This is a genomic window from Neorhizobium sp. BT27B, from assembly GCF_050455485.1.
Lineage (GTDB): Bacteria > Pseudomonadota > Alphaproteobacteria > Rhizobiales > Rhizobiaceae > Neorhizobium.
The window spans coordinates 223,063-240,221 of record NZ_JBCIYT010000006.1 but is presented as its reverse complement, the minus strand read 5'-3'; the positions used below and the strand labels follow the sequence as shown (position 1 = coordinate 240,221).

The following is a 17,159-nucleotide window of genomic DNA, read 5'->3' as shown; positions in this document are numbered from 1 at the left end:
ATGACAGAACGATTACAAGGCCTTAAGCTCTTTGCACAGCATTGCAATTCCTTCAGAAAGCGTCCTGAAAATGCTTGGGAAAACGGCCCGGCAGCACCGCGACGACATCATATCGAAGCGTCAGGAGATGCGCATCACGCCTGCGTGACAGCCATTGGTCGGAAGCGGCACGGATGCGTTTCTGCGTTTCGTAGCCAACGGCATCGATCGCAAGCCCTTCCGCCCGCCGCGCCTTGACCTCGACAAAGGCAACCAGATCACGTTTGCGGACGATGATATCGATCTCGCCGCTCTTTGCTTTGTAGCGCAGGCTGAGGATGCGGTAGCCCTTCAGCAACAGAAAGACCGCCGCCAGATATTCGGACCAATGGCCCCGGCGTTCGGCGCGACGGCGACTTTCCCGTCGATCAGCTTTCTGGCTGGCCGGGCTCATCCTCTCCCTTCAGGGCAATAAGGCGCTGATACAGATCCTTTTTAGACAGGCCGGTAAGACGAGCCGCCTCGGCTGCCGCCTTCGAGGTCTGCATGGTGCTGGCAAGCTCGCGCAAAAGCACATCCACCTCGACCGCACCCGGCACGTCATCATAATCCGGCGGGCCGACAACAAGGACGATCTCGCCCTTCACCGTGCGCCCATCCTCATTATAGTAATCCGCCAGTTCACCGAGCGTGCCACGTCGAAACTCCTCAAACGTCTTGGTGAGTTCGCGGCAGACGCAGGCTTCGCGCTCCCGGCCCAGCACATCCGCCGCCGAGGTGAGCGTTGCGGCAATGCGGTGCGGGCTTTCGAAAAAGATCAGCGTCGACGGGATCTTGGACAATTCCGCGAGACGGTCGCGGCGTCCCTTTTCCTTGACCGGCAGGAAACCGGCAAACAGAAACGCATCCGAGGGCTGGCCGGAACCGACCAGAGCTGCAAGCGGCGCCGAGGCGCCCGGAATGGGCACAACGCGAAAGCCGGCAGTAATCGCCAGCTGGCCGAGACGGTAACCGGGATCCGACACCAGAGGCGTGCCGGCATCCGAGACCAGTGCCACCGACTTGCCGCCTTCCAGCGCCGCCAGCAGTTTTGGCCCGACCTCATCGGCATTGTGCTCGTGATAGGCATAGGGCTTGTTGACGATACCGAAACGGTCGAGCAGCACGCGGGTGACACGCGTGTCCTCGCAGGCCAGAACATCGGCACCGGCAAGCGTTTCCAGTGCCCGCAGCGTGATATCGCCAAGATTGCCGATCGGGGTTGCGACCAGATAGAGCGCAGGCTCCAGCGGCCGGGCCGGCACAAACGTGTTTGCGACCCGGTAACCGAGCATGGGCGTCTTCGTCTCTTCCGTCACTGGTATTCTCTCTTTTTCATGCATTGGCCGCCTTTATGGGCGAGGCTCCGCTGTTCGGCAAGCCACAGCAAGGCCTCGGGGTCGGCGCTTTTCTGTGCGCATTGTCGGAGCGCAGGACCGAATTGGTATGGCAGGTGCCTTCACCCTCTTGCGTTTGCGAGCAAATGTCTGCCATTTTGCCCGTCCACATCCATCCGCCTCACCGGCGGACGACAATAACATACGGTCCGGTCTCCGGTCCGGCACGGTCGAAAGCGATAGCGTCCATGCGTATTACTCTTGAGCGATCCAACCTTCTGAAGTCGCTGAACCACGTTCACCGCGTGGTCGAGCGCCGGAATACGATCCCGATCCTGTCGAACGTTCTGATGCGCGCTTCCGGCGCCAACCTCGAACTGAAGGCAACCGACCTCGATCTCGAAATCACCGAGGGCGTTCCGGCCATGGTCGAGCAGGCAGGCGCCACCACGGTTCCGGCCCATCTTCTCTATGAAATCGTCCGCAAGCTGCCGGATGGTTCGGAAGTGATGCTGGCGACCACGCCGGATGGCGGCTCCATGACCGTGCAGTCCGGTCGTTCAAAGTTCTCGCTGCAGTGCCTGCCGGAATCGGATTTCCCGGACCTCACCGCCGGCACGTTCAGCCATACGTTCAAGCTGAAGGCGACTGATCTGAAAATGCTGATCGAGCGCACCCAGTTTGCGATCTCGACCGAAGAGACCCGGTATTACCTGAACGGCATCTTCTTCCACACGATCGAAGCCGGTGGTGCGCTGAAGCTGCGCGCCGTCGCCACCGACGGTCACCGTCTGGCCCGCGCCGACGTGGAAGCACCGTCCGGTTCGGAAGGCATGCCGGGCATCATCATCCCGCGCAAGACGGTCGGTGAACTGCAGAAGCTGGTCGACAACCCGGAAGTCGTCGTGACCGTCGAACTGTCGGACGCAAAGATCCGCCTGACGATCGGCGAGATCATCATGACGTCAAAGCTGATCGACGGCACGTTCCCGGATTACCAGCGCGTCATCCCGACCGGCAACGACAAGGAAATGCGCGTCGATTGCCAGAGCTTTACACGCGCCGTCGACCGCGTTTCGACCATCTCGTCCGAGCGTGGCCGTGCCGTAAAGCTGGCGCTGACCGAAGGCCAACTGACGCTGACCGTCAACAACCCGGATTCGGGCAGCGCGACGGAAGAAGTGGCTGTCGCCTACGAGAACGATCCGATGGAAATCGGTTTCAACGCCAAGTACTTGCTGGACATCACCGCCCAGCTTTCGGGTGAGGATGCGATCTTCATGCTGGCTGATGCCGGCTCTCCGACGCTGGTTCGCGATACTGCGGGAGACGATGCGCTCTATGTTCTGATGCCGATGCGCGTCTAGGATTGATCAGGGCGGTCAGCGATGACCGCCTTTTTTTATCGTATTTTCCATGAGCGACATTTTGCCTTGTTTTGGCGACATTTGCGCCCACATAAAACGCTGCCAAATAACCAGGAGACGGACGGATGGAACTACGTTTGAAGGAACGGCTCGGCCGCAAGTTTGACGAGGAGATCCGTTTCTTCAAGGGCTGGATGGATGGCCCGAAAAGCGTCGGCGCAATCTGCCCGACCTCGTCCATTACCGCCAAACGCATGGCCAGCGTCATCAATCCGGCTTCCGGCCTGCCGGTTCTCGAACTCGGTCCCGGCACCGGTGTCATCACCAAGGCCATTCTTGAGCGCGGCGTCGCGCCGGACAATCTGGTCTCGATCGAATATTCCACCGACTTCTACCAGAACCTCGTCAAAGCCTATCCGGGCGTCCATTTCGTCAACGGCGACGCTTTCGATCTCGACAAGACGCTTGGCGACAAGAGCGGCGTGATTTTCGACAGCGTGATCTCCGCCATTCCGCTTTTGAGCTTCCCGATGGAGCGCCGCATCGCGCTTCTGGAAAGCGCGCTCGACCGCATGCCCGCCGGACGCCCATTCATGCAGATCACCTATGGTCCGATCTCGCCGGTGATCGCCAAGCCTGATCGTTACAAGATCAAGCATTACGATTTTGTCGTACGCAATATCCCGCCGGCGCAGTTGTGGGTCTATACCCGCGGCTGACGGTCGTGAGCCGCGGTCTTTATATCACCCACCCGCAGGTGCGGATCGATCCGGCCGCGCCGGTGCCGCTTTGGGGCCTTTCCGATATCGGGCGGGCACGCGCGCAACAGGCCGCACTCTCCGGCTGGGCGAAACAGCTGGGGCGGATCGTTTCCAGCGACGAGACCAAGGCGATCGAGACGGCCGAGATACTGGCGGCCGCCAATGACATCCCGATCATGATCGCGCCGGACAGCCATGAAAACGACCGCTCGGCGACCGGATTTTTGAGCCCGCCGGAATTCGAAAAGGCGGCCGACTGGTTCTTTTCCCATCCGCACGACAGTTTTGAAGGATGGGAACGCGCCATCGACGCGCAGTCGCGGATCGTCTCGGCGGTGGAGCGTATTCTGTCCGACCACAATCCCGACATGCCGATCGCCTTCGTTGGCCATGGCGGCGTCGGGACGCTTCTGAAATGCCATCTGGCCGGAAAGCCGATTTCCCGCGATGGCGATCAACCTGCTGGCGGCGGCAATCTCTTCTGCTTTGATCTTGCGAACCGCGCCATCTCATGCGACTGGACCCCTATCGATATCTGGCAGGGAGTTTGAACCATGAGCGCACGTGACCGACTGATCGTAGGCCTGGATATTCCCACCATTGCAGAAGCCGAAGCCATGGTTGCCACACTCGGCGACAGCGTTTCCTTCTACAAGATCGGCCACCAGCTGGCCTTTATCGGCGGCCTGGAACTGGCGCGCGATCTGGCAAAAGACGGTAAAAAAGTCTTCCTCGACATGAAGCTGCTCGACATCGACAACACGGTGGCGAAGGGCGTCGAGGCGATTGCCGGCATGGGCATGACCATGCTGACGCTGCATGCCTATCCGAAGGCGATGCGCGCCGCCGTGGAAGCCGCGAAGGGCTCCAACCTCTGCCTTCTCGGCGTGACGGTGCTGACCTCGATGGATGCGGCCGACCTGACGGAAGCCGGTTATGCCCACTCGCCGGAAGAACTGGTGCGCATTCGCGCAACACAGGCGCGCGAAGCCGGCATGGGCGGCATCGTCTGCTCGGCGGAAGAATCCTCTGTTGTTCGCGACATACTCGGCGATTCCGGCATGGCGATCGTCACGCCCGGTATTCGCCCCAAAGGCACTGACGCCGGCGACCAGAAACGTGTCGTCACACCCTACGATGCGCTGAAGGCCGGTTCGACCCATCTCGTGGTCGCCCGCCCGATCGTCAAGGCGGCTGAGCCGAAACAGGCGGCGGACGCCATTCTGGAAGAGATGCGACAGGCACTGTGGCCTGCAAACGACGCCTGAGCGTCGAACCGGGGAGGAGAAAACATGCCAAAAGGATATTGGATTGCGCGCGTCGATGTGCGCGATGCCGAGCGCTACAAGGATTATGTGGCGACGGCCAAGCCGGCCTTTGAGCGTTTTGGCGCGAATTTCCTGGCCCGCGGCGGCCCTGTCAGCCATCTGGAGGGCGAGGCGCGCAGCCGCAATGTGGTGATCGAGTTCCCGTCCGTTCAGGCGGCCATCGACTGCTACAATTCGCCGGAATACCAGGCCGCTGCCAAAATCCGCCAGGAAGTGGCCGATGCCGACATGCTGGTCGTCGAAGGCGTCTGACCGAACGGTTTTTGCCGCGCACCGCAGCGGCGCTTTTGTTCAGGATCAAGGCGCAGCCTCATCCTATATGCATCGTCTCTTTCGTGGCGGACATTGCGCTCGTCATTGCCACGCAACCACTTCACGTATCGTCGCGTTTCGGCTAAGAGAGTGCGACAACCCGCCACAGGCCCATTCCCGGAGCATGCCATGACCGTGTCCAATCTTCCGCCGCTCGTTACCGTCTTTGGAGGTTCTGGGTTTGTCGGACGATATGTGGTGCGGGCTTTGGCCAAGCGCGGCTACCGCATTCGCGTCGCTGTTCGCCGGCCTGATCTTGCCGGTTTCCTGCGTCCCGACGGTTATCCCGGCCAGATCGCACTGATGCAGGCCAACCTGCGCAACCGCCAATCGGTCGATCGCGCCGTTGCCGGTGCTTCGCATGTGGTCAACTGCGTCGGCATCCTGTTCGAGAGCGGCAAGAACAAGTTCGATGCCGTGCAGGATCTTGGCGCCAAGGCGATCGCTGAAGCAACCGCTGCGGCCGGCGCCAAGCTGACCCATATTTCCGCGATCGGCGCCGATGTGAAATCCGCCTCCTCCTACGCCCGTTCCAAGGGCCGCGGTGAACAGGCCATTCTGGCCGCCCTGCCGGATGCGGTCATCCTTCGCCCTTCGATCGTGTTCGGCAAGGAAGACAATTTCTTCAACAAATTTGCCGCCATGGCCCGTAACCTTCCCTTCCTGCCGCTGATCGGCGGCGGCAAGACCAGATTCCAGCCGGTTTTCGTCGGTGATGTCGCGGAAGCCGTGGCCCGCTCGGTCGATGGCAAGGTGGCAACCGGCACCACATATGAACTCGGCGGCCCGGAAGTCATGACCTTCCGCAACTGTCTTGAGACCATTTTGCGCGTGACCTGTCGCAAGCGCAGTTTTGTTTCTCTGCCCTTCGGCATCGCTTCGCTGATCGGCAAGATCGCGCAGTCGGTTCCGTTGATCACTCCGCCGCTGACGTCGGACCAGGTGACACTGCTGAGGACCGACACCGTGGTTTCCGACAACGCTGCGAAGGAAGATCGTACGCTTTCCGGCCTCGGCATCCAGCCGACACTTCTGACCAACGTGCTGCAGCATTATGTCGTGCACTATCGCCCGCAAGGTCAGTTCACGAATACCGGCAAGGCCGCCTGAGACTTCTAAAAATACGGCCAAATAATGAGCGCGGGAAAAGAATGCCCGCGCTTTACACATTTGTGATGTGGGACAGTGTGACACAAAAATCGCATTGTGAAATAGCGTCGCGTTAACCGCAGATTCAGTAGAATTCCCTATTGTATCTTTGAAATCCGGCCAATAAACCGCGGGCACAGGATTTCAGGAAAGACATTCCCACCGTGACAGACGTACCTTCCTCCGAAAGGCCAAATTCCATGGGCAAGTCCATCGCACTGTTTTTTGCGTGTGCGGCACTGATCATTCTCGCAGGCTCGTTCCTGGCGCCCGGCACGGTTGCTGCCAACAAGGGTTCCTGCGCTCCGGCATACGGCGTCGACCCCTGCAGCACGGGTTCGATTGCTCGCTGAGCCGACAAGACCATTTTTGAAGATTGAGGGTGAGTGGCATGCCGCTCACCCTTTTCTTTTGCCCTTAGATTCCGGGCGTTAACGGCGCATCCGTTTTCTTGATCATTTGTTAGAAAAATTAACTTAAAATGGCGAGAATTGTCGTTCTGGCCGTTTGGTCTGGTAATTAGGCTGCATCGCCTTATGTCAGCCACATTCGGGACTTGGAGGTCATCTCCGACTTCCGCTGATAATTGCAGTACCAACAATCGAGTATCGATGCCCACGCTCTATCATCACCCCATGTCTTCGGCCTCCCGGTTCGTGCGGCTCATCCTGGCCGAATACGGCTTTCAGACCGATCTCGTGGAAGAGCAGACCTGGGAAAAGCGCCGGGAATTCCTGGCCCTCAACCCGGCCGGCACGCTTCCCGTCTATGTCGACGACAATATGCGGGTGTTGAGCGGCCCCAACGTGCTGCTCGAATTCCTCGACGAAACCCATGGCGTGTTGAAGCGCGAACGCCGGCTTCTGGCGGAAGATCCCTTTCAGCGGGCCGAAATCCGCCGGCTGACGGAATGGTTCCTGCTGAAAATGGAACGCGATGTGACGCTGCCCTTGACGCGCGAACGTGCCTACAAGCTGCAGATGACGGCAGCACAGGGCGGCGGCGCACCGGACAGCAAGGTTCTGCGCACCTCGCGCGCCAACATCCGCCAGCATATGAAATATCTTTCGTGGCTTGCCGGCTCCCGGCCATGGCTTGCCGGTGAACGGCTGTCCTACGCCGATCTGGCCGCCGCCGCCTCGATCTCCGTGCTCGACTATCTCGGCGAGATCGATTGGCAGGAGACACCGATTGCCAAGGAATGGTATCAGAGGCTGAAATCGCGGCCGTCTTTCCGGCCGCTTCTGGCGGAACGTGTCCGCGGCCTAACACCGGTGTCCCATTATGCGGATCTCGACTTCTGAGACAAAGCCCGAGGCTGCGCGGGCAGATGCTCCGTCGCGGCACGATGGCCGCTCGGAAAAGGACCGTCTTCGCGCCAGCAAACTGACCGCACTCATTCGCACGGAAGCTGAAGCCCAAGGCTTCGATCTCTGTCGCATCACCCCGCCCGACAGCATTCCGCACGCCCCTGCCCGTCTCATCGAATTTGTCGAGGCCGGACGGCACGGCACGATGGCGTGGATGGAAGAAACGCGCGAGCGTCGTGGCGATCCCAAAGTGCTGTGGAGCGATGTGCGCTCGATCGTGATGTTCGGCATGAATTATGGTCCGGACGAGGATCCGCGCGGCCTGCTGTCCAAGCCGGACAAGGGCAACATCTCCGTTTATGCCCGCAATCGCGATTACCACGACGTTATCAAGGGGCGGCTGAAGGAAATCGCCACGCGTTTTGCAGCCCGCGCCGGTGTCGATGTGAAAGTGTTCGTCGATACCGCGCCGGTGATGGAAAAGCCGCTGGCAGCTGCCGCCGGCCTCGGCTGGCAGGGCAAGCACACCAATCTCGTCAGCCGCACGCATGGTTCCTGGCTGTTTCTCGGCAGCCTTTTCACCACTGCCGATCTGGATTTCGACGAGGCCGAGCGCGATCATTGCGGCAAATGCCGCGCCTGCCTCGACGCCTGTCCGACGTCCGCCTTTCCGGCGCCCTACCAGATCGATGCGCGGCGCTGCATTTCCTACCTGACAATCGAGCACAAGGGGCCGATCGCCCATGAATTCCGGCCGCTGATCGGCAACCGCATCTATGGCTGCGACGATTGTCTGGCCGCCTGCCCATGGAACAAGTTTGCGGCAAGCGCCAGCGAGATGAAACTGCAGGCCCGCGAGGACCTGAAAGAGCCGTCGCTCGCCTTTCTGCTGACGCTGGAGGATGCACAGTTTCGCACCTTTTTCAGCGGCTCACCGGTCAAACGCATCGGCCGCGACAGGTTTGTGCGCAACGTGCTGATTGCCGTGGGCAATTCGGGAGATCGCGGCTTTATCGAAGCCTGCAAGGGACTGGCTGCCGATCCGTCCGCTGCCGTGCGCGGCATGGCGGTATGGGCGCTTTCCAGATTGATGACAAAAGACGAATTCGAACGGTTTGCCTCCGCCCGCGTTATCGACGAGGATGACGAGGTCGAAGCGGAATGGGCAATGGCAGGAGTGGCGTGATGCAGGTGCTGATCTTTGGTGCGGGATATTCCGGGCAGGCGATCGGCACGGAGACCCTGGCCAGAGGCAAGGCCGTGGCCGGCACGACCCGAAGCGCCGACAAGCTTGCCGAACTCGGAAGCCGCGGCATCTCTCCTTATATATATAGCGGCGAAAGTTTTTCGCCCGAACTGCGCCGTGCAATGAGCACGACCACGCATCTCGTCCAGTCGATCCCGCCCGGTGCTGAAGGTGACAGCCTTTTGCGGCTGACAAATCGCGAACTCAGGCAATGGTTTCCCGCCCTTGAATGGATCGGTTATCTGTCGACTGTCGGCGTCTATGGCAATCACGACGGCGCCTGGGTGGATGAGCAGACGCCGTGCCATCCGAAATCGGCGCGCGCGCTGGAGCGCGTCGCCGCCGAGCGGGCATGGATGCAGGCGGGAGAAGCGGCCGGCATTCCGGTCGCCATTTTGCGGCTGGCCGGCATTTATGGTCCCGGCCGCAATGCCTTCGTCAATCTCGCGCGCGGCACGGCGCATCGCATCATCAAGAAGGATCAGGTTTTTAACCGCATCCGTGTGGAGGATATCGCAGGCGCAACCCTGTTTCTTGCGTCTTCCGGCACCGGCGGCATCTTCAACATCACCGACAACGAGCCGGCACCGCCACAGGACGTGGTGACCGAGGCCGCCTGCCTGATGGGCGTGGAGCCACCGCCGGAACAGGCCTTCGAGACCGCAGAAATGCGGCCAATGGCACGCTCTTTCTACGGCGATAACAAGCGTATTTCAAACGCCGCCATACGCAACCTTGGATTTCAATTCACTTATCGAGATTACCGTACATCGCTGGTAGAACTCTGGTCGTCTGGACGCTGGAGAAGCTGATCCGGCAGACCTGAAACTACTCCGTAAAAGCCACAAAAACGGATGAAATTTCCTACCAACGGCATCTCTCAGGTCATAAATTCTTAATAATATGGGCAGCGTCTCACAAAAATTCCGCAAATTGGGCAGTAAAAATCACTGCCGCGCAAAATTATTTTCGCGATTTTTGTGATCGATGTGACAACCGCATGACAGGCGGAATGGTTTTCCGTTTTCCTACTGTTTTTACTGCGATTCTTGCGTGTCTGTTAACGATTTAGCAACCTGCAGATTCATCACGTATGTTACGCGATGTAACATTCCGTGATCAAAAGGCCCACTTTTTCGCCTTTTTTGCCCCTGCCTTAGCGTCGCCCACCGCAACAGCGGCTCTTCGACCACTGGGGATACTCCGATTTGAACTTCGTCCGACGCTCACTTTCCATCGCAGCTGCCGTGGCTGCTTTCAGCTGTCTCGGTGCCGCGCAGGCAAATGCCGCGCCCGGTTGTGGCCACGCATCCTGGTATGCGCTCACGTCCAAAACCGCATCCGGTGAACGGATGAACGCCAGCCTGATGACCGCAGCCCATCGTTCGCTACCCTTCGGCACCAAGGTTCTGGTGACCAACAAGCGCAACGGCAAAAGCGTTGTCGTGCGCATCAACGACCGTGGCCCATTCATTCGCGGCCGCATCATCGACGTTTCCAAGGCCGCTGCAAAGAACATCGGCATGGTGTCTTCCGGCACCGCACAGGTCTGCTACCAGGTCGTCGATGGCGGCAACCAGAAGGTCGCCGGCAGAGGCGCCAAGGAAGGCTGATCCATCGGACGCCCTTTCGGCCACCCCTTGCCCTGCAGCCCAAACCCCGATAGGACCCCGGCCATACGGGTTCAACCGATACGGAGTTTGAGATGCGACTGGGCGGACGAGTAGCCGGAGCAATCGAGGTACTGGCAGACATCGAGGCGCGCAGGCGTCCTGTCGCCGATGCTCTCAAAGACTGGGGCCTTGCCCATCGGTTTGCCGGATCGGGCGACCGCGCCGCGATCGGCAACATCGTATATGACGCGCTACGCATGCGCCTGTCGCATGCCTGGCTGATGGAAGACGACAGCCCAACCGCACTTGCCTTCGCCGTTCTGATCCGCCAATGGGGCTTTACGCCCGAAACGCTTGCGGCTGAACTGGAAGACGACAAGTTCGCGCCGGTGCTGCCTTCCTTCGAAGCCTTTGCCAATCGCGACCTCGCTGACGCACCGCTTCATGTGCAAGGCGATATCCCCGACTGGGTGCAGCCATCCTTCGAAGCCGGTTTCGGCGAGGACTGGCTTAACGAGGCCAAGGCATTGGCCGGCCGCCCGACGCTCGATCTGCGTGCCAACACGCTGAAGGCCTCACGCGACAAGGTCGTCAAGGCGCTCGATCGCTCTGGAGCTGCCGCATCTCCGATCGCCCGAAACGGTGTGCGCATTGCCGCCGGCGAAGGCCCGTCACGTCTACCCAACGTCACCGCCGAGCTTTCGTTCCAGAAGGGCTGGTTCGAGGTTCAGGACGAAGGATCGCAGATCGTCGCCGATCTGGTGATGCCGACGGACGGCGCGCAGGTGCTGGACTATTGCGCCGGCGGTGGCGGCAAGACGCTCGCCATGTCGGCTGCCATGCACAACAAGGGCCAGATCCACGCCTTTGACACCGACCGCAAACGGCTGGCGCCGATCATCGAGCGCCTGAAACGCGCCGGTGCACGCAACGTGCAGGTTCATGACGATATACGGCGCATGGAAAGCCTCCGTGAGAAGCTTGATATCGTGCTGGTCGATGCGCCCTGCACGGGCACGGGCACATGGCGCCGCCGTCCTGACACCAAATGGCGGCTGACCCAGAAGAATATCGAGGAACGGATGGAGCAGCAGCAAGAGGCTCTTGGCGAGGCAGCAGCCTTCGTCAAGCCGGGCGGCACGCTGGTCTATGTCACCTGTTCGGTTCTGCCGGAAGAAAACGACAGCCAGGCCAAACGGTTTGCACAAACCCACCCGGATTTTGTCATCGAACCGGCAGGTCCGGCCTGGGAGACGCTGTTCAGCGGCAACGCAGCGCGCCCGCATTCGCGCGACGGCGCCACGCTGACGCTGACCCCGGCTTCGACCGACACGGATGGTTTCTTCTTCTGCCGCATGCGCCGCAACGGTTGATTTTCTCGCCCTCCAACATCGCTTGAACGGCCGATAATACAGGCCGTTCAAGAACATGCTGTTGTTTGGAAATACTCCAAACTAGATTGTTTGACACCAGTTATCAAAAGCGCGATGAAATCCGTCTCGCAGCCTTGAGGACAACGGCTGCACCAGGAGGGACGATGATCCGCAAGACCTTGTTCGGCGCCACCTTTGCGCTGCTTTCCGCTTCCGCCGCCTTTGCCGCGACTGAGCCCGCGGCTGTGATCAAGCATTACGCCGACGTGGCGCATGCGAAATACGAAGACTCCCTGACGACGGCCAAGGCACTCGATGCCGCGATCGACGCCCTGCTGGCCAAGCCGAGCGCCGACACGCTGAAGGCCGCACGGACGGCATGGATTGCTGCCCGCGTGCCTTACCAGCAGAGCGAAGTCTATCGTTTCGGCAACCCGATCGTCGACGATTGGGAAGGCAAGGTGAATGCCTGGCCGCTGGACGAAGGGCTGATCGACTATGTCGACGCCTCCTACGGTACCGAAAGCGATTCCAACGCCTATTACACCGCCAACATCATCGGCCACCCGACGCTGACTGTGAACGGTGAGACCATTGATGCCAAGAAGATCACGCCGGAACTGCTGGAAAGCCTGCAGGAAGCCGGCGAGGTGGAAGCCAATGTGGCGACCGGCTACCACGCCATCGAATTTTTGCTGTGGGGCCAGGACCTGCATGGCACCGAAGCCGGCGCCGGCGAGCGTCCCTATACCGACTATGACAAGGCCAATTGCACCAATGGCAATTGCGATCGTCGCGGCGACTATCTGAAGGCGGCTTCGACCCTGCTGCTCAAGGATCTGCAGGAAATGGTCGATGCCTGGGCACCGGGCGCCGAAGCCACCAAAACGGTGGAAGCCGATCCGAAGGCGGGCCTGACCGCCATCCTTACCGGCATGGGCTCGCTGTCCTACGGCGAACTGGCCGGTGAGCGCATGAAGCTCGGCCTGCTGCTGCATGATCCGGAAGAGGAGCATGACTGCTTCTCCGACAACACCCATGCCTCGCACCTGAACGACGCAGTCGGCATCGCAGCCGCCTATACCGGCAACTATACCCGCGCCGACGGCACCAAGATGACCGGCCCGTCGCTTTCCGACCTGGTCAAGGCCAAGGACGCCAAGCTCGACACAGAGATGACCGGCAAGCTGGACGCGACACTGGTGGCCATGAACGCCATGGCAGACCGCGCCAAGAAGGGCGAGGCCTATGACCAGATGATCGGCGACGGCAACAAGGAAGGCAACGCCGTCGTGCAGAAGGCGATCGACGGTTTGATCGACCAGACCAAGACGATCGAGCGTGTCATCACCGCACTCGACCTCGGCTCGGTTTCGCTCGAAGGCTCCGACAGCCTCGACAACCCGGACGCAGTGTTCAAATAGGCCGAAAACAACCCGGCATCCGCGACAAGATGCTTGTCGCGGATGCCATGAAAATGTCGGATCGTGTCCGCATGAGGCGAATTGTTCGCCGCCATGCGCACTGTCACGCGATCCACCCCGTTATGTGAGTTTCGTTCCATGAAGACGTCGAGGGCATTGCTTCTGGTGCTGCCGGTTCTGGCGGGTGCGCCCGTTCTGGTATTGCCGCTGATCACCTCGATCGTTTCGGCGCAGGACACGCCTGCCGTCGCCATCGCGACCCAGGCCACCGTCATGCCGGAGGACCGCACCGATCTCACCCCAAAAGATGCCAAGCGCGTGCAAAGCGTGACGCGTCCGACCGATGATTTTTCCAAGCCTGAACAATTCGAAACCATGCAGGGTGGAGCGGCGACCACCAAGGCCACCGTCAACGGCAATATCTTTTCGCATTTCTCCACCAACCTGACCTTTCAGGAGGAGGAGACTTTCAAGCTGGGCAATGCGCTGTTCACAAAGCTCTGGGTGGCAGCACCGTCCTCCACGCAAGCCTCGGATGGACTGGGGCCGCTGTTCAATGCCCGCGGCTGTCAGAGCTGTCACCTGAAGGATGGCCGCGGCCATCCACCCGAAGGTGCGCCTGATGCGACCTCGATGTTTCTACGGCTGGCGCGGCCGGCCAAGACCGAGGCTGAAAAGGCAGACATTGCCGAGCGCAAGGTGCTGAATTTTCCCGATCCGGTTTATGGCGAGCAGCTGCAGGATCTCGCCGTACAGGATTTGCCCATAGAGGGCCGGATGGCGGTCACTTACGAGGAAGTCCCAGTAGAGCTGGCAGACGGCGAAACGGTATCGCTGCGCAAGCCGACCTATTCCGTCTCCGATCTCGGTTATGGGCCGATGCATCCCGACACGACGCTGTCTCCGCGCGTTTCGCCACCGATGATCGGGCTTGGACTGGTTCAGGCGATCCACGAGGCCGATATTCTGGCGAACGCCGATCCGGACGACAAAAACGAGGACGGCATTTCCGGCAAGCCGGCTTTTGTGCGTGATCACCGCACCGGCGAGCTGAAACTCGGGCGGTTTGGCTTCAAAGCGCAAAATGCGACGATCCGCGACCAGAGTTCATCCGCCTTCGCCGGCGATCTCGGCATTTCGACGCCCGATGCGCCGCGCGATTTCGGTGACTGCACGCCAGCGCAGACCAAATGCCTGTCACTGCCGACCGGCGTGCAGGAGCGACTGGGACCGACCGAAGCGCCGGATCCGGTGATGGATCTCGTCACCTTCTATTCCGAAAATCTGGCCGTGCCGGCTCGCCGCGACATCGACAATCCGAGCGTGCTGCGCGGCAAGGAAATGTTCTACACATCGGGCTGCACCAGCTGCCACACGCCAAAATTCGTGACGCGGCGCGATGCCGGCAACAAGGCGCAGGCGTTTCAGCTGATCTGGCCCTATTCCGATTTCCTGCTGCACGACATGGGCGAAGGTCTGGCCGATGGCCAGCAGGTGGGCGATGCCGACGGCCAGGAATGGCGCACCCAGCCGCTCTGGGGCATCGGCTTGACGAAAACCGTCAATAACCACACGTTCTTCCTGCATGACGGTCGCGCCCGCAATCTGACCGAGGCGGTGCTCTGGCATGGCGGAGAAGCGCAAGCTGCGCGCGATGCTTTTGCCGGCCTGCCGAAAGACGACAGACAAGCCCTCATCACCTTCCTGGAGTCGCTATAAAATGTGCAAAATCCTCATCGCCGGCCTTACCCTTCTGATGCCGGCCACAACATGGGCGCAGGAACCTGCAATGGCGGTGACACTGCCGGAAGCCAAGGTGAAGGCCGTGATGGCGGCGGCAGTCGATGGGTTCATCAAGCCGGGTTACGATGCTTTTGCCACATCCGCCGTATCGACAACCAAGGTGGTCGGCACGCTGTGTGATGCACCCTCCGAGGCCAATTACAAGGCAGCACAAAGTGCGTTTCGCGACACGGCAAAAAGCTGGGCGCATATCGAGATAGTCCGTACCGGCCCGATCATCGAGCAGAACCGCTTCGAGCGCATCCTGTTTTACCCCGACCGCAAGAGCACCGGCCTGAAACAGGTGCAGGCCGTGCTTTCCAAATCCGATGAGACCGCCACCGATCCGAAAACGCTCGGCACCAAGAGCGTGGCGACACAGGGGCTTGGCGCACTCGAATATCTGCTGTTCGGCACGGATGCGCAAATGCTGGCGTCCGCGGAGAAAGACAATTTCCGTTGCCGTTATGCTGCCGCCGTTGCCGGCAATATCGCCAACGTGGCGGAGGAAGTCTCCGCCATCTGGGATGCGCCGGATGGTATCCAGAAGTCCTGGGAGCAGCCGGGACCGGACAACCCCGCCTTCCGCACCGGCGGCGAGGCGATGACGGCGCTGCTCGGCATTCTCGTGCATGGCGCGGAAGCCGTACGCGACCAGCGCATCGAGACGTTTTACAAAGGCCCGGACAAGGCAAAATTTCCAAAACAGGCGCTGTTCTGGCGATCGCAGACCACATGGCCTTCGGTCATTGCCAATATCGAGGGGCTAAAAACATTGCTCTCCACCTCAAGCATGGTCGATCTGCTGCCGGAGAAGGACAAGCCGGTCGTGGCTGCGATCGACGCGCAGCTGACAGCCATGGCTGCAACAGCCGGCAGTGTGACGCCGGACCTCGAAAAGGCCGTGGCTGATGAGAGCGAGCGCAGAAAGCTCGACACGCTGCTGGCCGAGGGCAAGGATGTGATCTCCAGGCTGAACGACGGTTATGGTGGCGCGATCGGCCTCAGCTCCGGTTTTTCCTTCGCTGACGGCGACTGATCCATGGTCTGGCGCGGCGAAACGATCGACCGACGGGCATTCCTGAAGGCTGCCGGCTTGGCCTTCACTGCCACGCTGACGCCCGGCTCGTTACGGGCGCTTGAGCGCGCCGATGCGGTTTATGCCTCCGGTTTTCGCGCAGCCGACGGTTCTTTCGGCATCGCCACCGTTTCCGAACGCGGCGAAATCATCGAGCGTGTTGCCCTGCCCGCCCGCGCCCACGGACTGGCGCATAGCACCGCCACCGGCCGCACGGTCGCCTTCGCACGCCGCCCCGGCACGTTTGCGATGACTTTTGATGCCTCGCCTCAAAGCGAGCCGATCATCATCACCGCCCCGGAAGGCCGGCACTTTTACGGTCACGGCCATTTTTCGCCGGATGGTTCACGCCTTTACGCCAGCGAAAACGACTTTGACGGCAATCGTGGCATGATCGGCATCTATGACGCCACGGACAGATTTCACCGCATCGGCGAGTTCGATGCGCATGGACTGGGCACACACGACATGACCGTGTCCGACGACGGGTCGATACTGGTGATCGCCAATGGCGGCATCGAAACCCACCCGGATTTCGGGCGCACCAAACTCAATCTCGACCATATGGAGCCGTCGCTGGTTCTGCTCGATGCCCGCAGCGGCGCACTGATCCAGAAACACACGCTGCCGCCGTCGCTTTCCCAGCTTTCCACCCGCCATCTCGATATCGCCGACAATGGCCGCATCTGGTTCGCCTGCCAGTGGGAGGGTGCACGCAACGAACTGCCGCCGCTGGCCGGCTGGATCTCCAGGGGCGAGGACATCGCCCTCCTCGACCTGCCGGAGGAAACCACGATCCGCCTTGGCAATTATGTCGGCGCCATCGCCGTCAACCGCCGCGAGGGGCTGGTGGGCCTCACCTCACCCGTTGGCGGAGCGGCGGTGACACTGGATGCGAGGACCGGAGCGGTTCTGCGCGAAGAGATCGTTCGCGAGGCGGCAGGTGTTGCCCCCGCCCCCTCCGGCATTGCCGTTTCCAGCTATGACGGGCGCTTCAACGGCACCCGCAACGATGTTGCCTGGGATCAACATATCATTTCGCTAAAATAAGCTTTACTCTC

The 17,159-nt window shown here is 60.6% G+C and carries 18 protein-coding genes; 16 read left to right on the top strand and 2 right to left on the bottom strand.

The window, feature by feature from the left end:
* Positions 1-52: 52 nt before the first annotated feature.
* Positions 53-433 (bottom strand): YraN family protein, encoded by a 381-nt coding sequence (locus AAIH70_RS17885; RefSeq protein ID WP_132276358.1) that lies wholly within the window; start codon positions 431-433, stop codon positions 53-55.
* Positions 408-1,313: a 16S rRNA (cytidine(1402)-2'-O)-methyltransferase gene (rsmI, locus tag AAIH70_RS17880; RefSeq protein ID WP_245519241.1), complete on the bottom strand. Its 906-nt coding sequence runs from the start codon at positions 1,311-1,313 to the stop codon at positions 408-410. The genes AAIH70_RS17885 and rsmI overlap by 26 nt, the downstream gene beginning before the upstream one ends.
* A 290-nt stretch (positions 1,314-1,603) precedes the next feature.
* Here rsmI and dnaN point away from each other — a divergent pair, with 290 nt between their 5' ends.
* The 16 genes from dnaN to AAIH70_RS17800 all read left to right on the top strand — a co-directional run bounded on the left by dnaN (position 1,604) and on the right by AAIH70_RS17800 (position 17,148).
* Positions 1,604-2,722, top strand: a complete 1,119-nt coding sequence (gene dnaN / locus AAIH70_RS17875) for a DNA polymerase III subunit beta (protein ID WP_132276354.1) — start codon at positions 1,604-1,606, stop codon at positions 2,720-2,722.
* Positions 2,723-2,847: 125 nt separating this feature from the next.
* Complete coding sequence (gene pmtA / locus AAIH70_RS17870) at positions 2,848-3,441, top strand: phospholipid N-methyltransferase PmtA (protein ID WP_132276352.1); 594 nt, start codon at positions 2,848-2,850, stop codon at positions 3,439-3,441.
* A 5-nt stretch (positions 3,442-3,446) separates the two neighbouring features.
* Positions 3,447-4,034, top strand: a complete 588-nt coding sequence (locus AAIH70_RS17865; protein ID WP_132276350.1) for a histidine phosphatase family protein — start codon at positions 3,447-3,449, stop codon at positions 4,032-4,034.
* A gap of 3 nt (positions 4,035-4,037) precedes the next feature.
* On the top strand, positions 4,038-4,751 hold the full coding sequence (gene pyrF, locus AAIH70_RS17860) for an orotidine-5'-phosphate decarboxylase (RefSeq protein ID WP_132276348.1): 714 nt from the start codon (positions 4,038-4,040) through the stop codon (positions 4,749-4,751).
* A 24-nt stretch (positions 4,752-4,775) separates the two neighbouring features.
* Positions 4,776-5,063 (top strand): DUF1330 domain-containing protein, encoded by a 288-nt coding sequence (locus AAIH70_RS17855; RefSeq protein ID WP_132276346.1) that lies wholly within the window; start codon positions 4,776-4,778, stop codon positions 5,061-5,063.
* 189 nt (positions 5,064-5,252) lie between these two features.
* Positions 5,253-6,233, top strand: coding sequence for a complex I NDUFA9 subunit family protein (locus AAIH70_RS17850; protein ID WP_132276344.1), 981 nt, complete (start codon positions 5,253-5,255; stop codon positions 6,231-6,233).
* A gap of 239 nt (positions 6,234-6,472) precedes the next feature.
* A complete protein-coding gene (locus tag AAIH70_RS17845; RefSeq protein ID WP_165932060.1) occupies positions 6,473-6,625 on the top strand; it encodes a hypothetical protein in 153 nt (50 codons plus the stop codon).
* Positions 6,626-6,883: 258 nt separating this feature from the next.
* Positions 6,884-7,576: a glutathione S-transferase family protein gene (locus AAIH70_RS17840; RefSeq protein ID WP_132276342.1), complete on the top strand. Its 693-nt coding sequence runs from the start codon at positions 6,884-6,886 to the stop codon at positions 7,574-7,576.
* Positions 7,557-8,768, top strand: a complete 1,212-nt coding sequence (queG, locus tag AAIH70_RS17835) for a tRNA epoxyqueuosine(34) reductase QueG (RefSeq protein ID WP_132276340.1) — start codon at positions 7,557-7,559, stop codon at positions 8,766-8,768. Before AAIH70_RS17840 ends, queG begins: the two co-directional genes overlap by 20 nt.
* Positions 8,768-9,640, top strand: a complete 873-nt coding sequence (locus AAIH70_RS17830) for an SDR family oxidoreductase (protein WP_165932059.1) — start codon at positions 8,768-8,770, stop codon at positions 9,638-9,640. The genes queG and AAIH70_RS17830 overlap by 1 nt, the downstream gene beginning before the upstream one ends.
* Before the next feature lie 396 nt (positions 9,641-10,036).
* Positions 10,037-10,441: a septal ring lytic transglycosylase RlpA family protein gene (locus AAIH70_RS17825; protein WP_132276336.1), complete on the top strand. Its 405-nt coding sequence runs from the start codon at positions 10,037-10,039 to the stop codon at positions 10,439-10,441.
* A gap of 92 nt (positions 10,442-10,533) precedes the next feature.
* A complete protein-coding gene (locus AAIH70_RS17820; RefSeq protein ID WP_132276334.1) occupies positions 10,534-11,814 on the top strand; it encodes an RsmB/NOP family class I SAM-dependent RNA methyltransferase in 1,281 nt (426 codons plus the stop codon).
* Positions 11,815-11,978: 164 nt separating this feature from the next.
* The gene (locus AAIH70_RS17815; RefSeq protein ID WP_132276332.1) at positions 11,979-13,238 is read left to right on the top strand and encodes an imelysin family protein; all 1,260 of its coding nucleotides are present in this window, start codon (positions 11,979-11,981) and stop codon (positions 13,236-13,238) included.
* A gap of 273 nt (positions 13,239-13,511) precedes the next feature.
* On the top strand, positions 13,512-14,957 hold the full coding sequence (locus AAIH70_RS17810; RefSeq protein ID WP_245519240.1) for a di-heme oxidoredictase family protein: 1,446 nt from the start codon (positions 13,512-13,514) through the stop codon (positions 14,955-14,957).
* Position 14,958: 1 nt separating this feature from the next.
* Positions 14,959-16,059 carry an imelysin family protein gene (locus tag AAIH70_RS17805; protein ID WP_132276328.1) on the top strand — a complete coding sequence of 367 codons (1,101 nt, stop codon included), beginning with the start codon at positions 14,959-14,961 and terminating at the stop codon, positions 16,057-16,059.
* A gap of 3 nt (positions 16,060-16,062) precedes the next feature.
* Positions 16,063-17,148: a DUF1513 domain-containing protein gene (locus AAIH70_RS17800; RefSeq protein WP_132276326.1), complete on the top strand. Its 1,086-nt coding sequence runs from the start codon at positions 16,063-16,065 to the stop codon at positions 17,146-17,148.
* The last annotated feature ends 11 nt before the right edge of the window (positions 17,149-17,159 follow it).

Bases quoted from the DNA above. Each gene is read 5' to 3' on its own strand.
- AAIH70_RS17885 (WP_132276358.1), bottom strand. From the start codon at position 433: ATGAGCCCGGCCAGCCAGAAAGCTGATCGACGGGAAAGTCGCCGTCGC.
- rsmI (WP_245519241.1), bottom strand. From the start codon at position 1,313: ATGCTCGGTTACCGGGTCGCAAACACGTTTGTGCCGGCCCGGCCGCTG.
- dnaN (WP_132276354.1), top strand. From the start codon at position 1,604: ATGCGTATTACTCTTGAGCGATCCAACCTTCTGAAGTCGCTGAACCAC.
- pmtA (WP_132276352.1), top strand. From the start codon at position 2,848: ATGGAACTACGTTTGAAGGAACGGCTCGGCCGCAAGTTTGACGAGGAG.
- pyrF (WP_132276348.1), top strand. From the start codon at position 4,038: ATGAGCGCACGTGACCGACTGATCGTAGGCCTGGATATTCCCACCATT.
- AAIH70_RS17855 (WP_132276346.1), top strand. From the start codon at position 4,776: ATGCCAAAAGGATATTGGATTGCGCGCGTCGATGTGCGCGATGCCGAG.
- AAIH70_RS17850 (WP_132276344.1), top strand. From the start codon at position 5,253: ATGACCGTGTCCAATCTTCCGCCGCTCGTTACCGTCTTTGGAGGTTCT.
- AAIH70_RS17845 (WP_165932060.1), top strand. From the start codon at position 6,473: ATGGGCAAGTCCATCGCACTGTTTTTTGCGTGTGCGGCACTGATCATT.
- AAIH70_RS17840 (WP_132276342.1), top strand. From the start codon at position 6,884: ATGCCCACGCTCTATCATCACCCCATGTCTTCGGCCTCCCGGTTCGTG.
- queG (WP_132276340.1), top strand. From the start codon at position 7,557: ATGCGGATCTCGACTTCTGAGACAAAGCCCGAGGCTGCGCGGGCAGAT.
- AAIH70_RS17830 (WP_165932059.1), top strand. From the start codon at position 8,768: ATGCAGGTGCTGATCTTTGGTGCGGGATATTCCGGGCAGGCGATCGGC.
- AAIH70_RS17820 (WP_132276334.1), top strand. From the start codon at position 10,534: ATGCGACTGGGCGGACGAGTAGCCGGAGCAATCGAGGTACTGGCAGAC.
- AAIH70_RS17815 (WP_132276332.1), top strand. From the start codon at position 11,979: ATGATCCGCAAGACCTTGTTCGGCGCCACCTTTGCGCTGCTTTCCGCT.
- AAIH70_RS17810 (WP_245519240.1), top strand. From the start codon at position 13,512: ATGCCGGAGGACCGCACCGATCTCACCCCAAAAGATGCCAAGCGCGTG.
- AAIH70_RS17805 (WP_132276328.1), top strand. From the start codon at position 14,959: ATGTGCAAAATCCTCATCGCCGGCCTTACCCTTCTGATGCCGGCCACA.
- AAIH70_RS17800 (WP_132276326.1), top strand. From the start codon at position 16,063: ATGGTCTGGCGCGGCGAAACGATCGACCGACGGGCATTCCTGAAGGCT.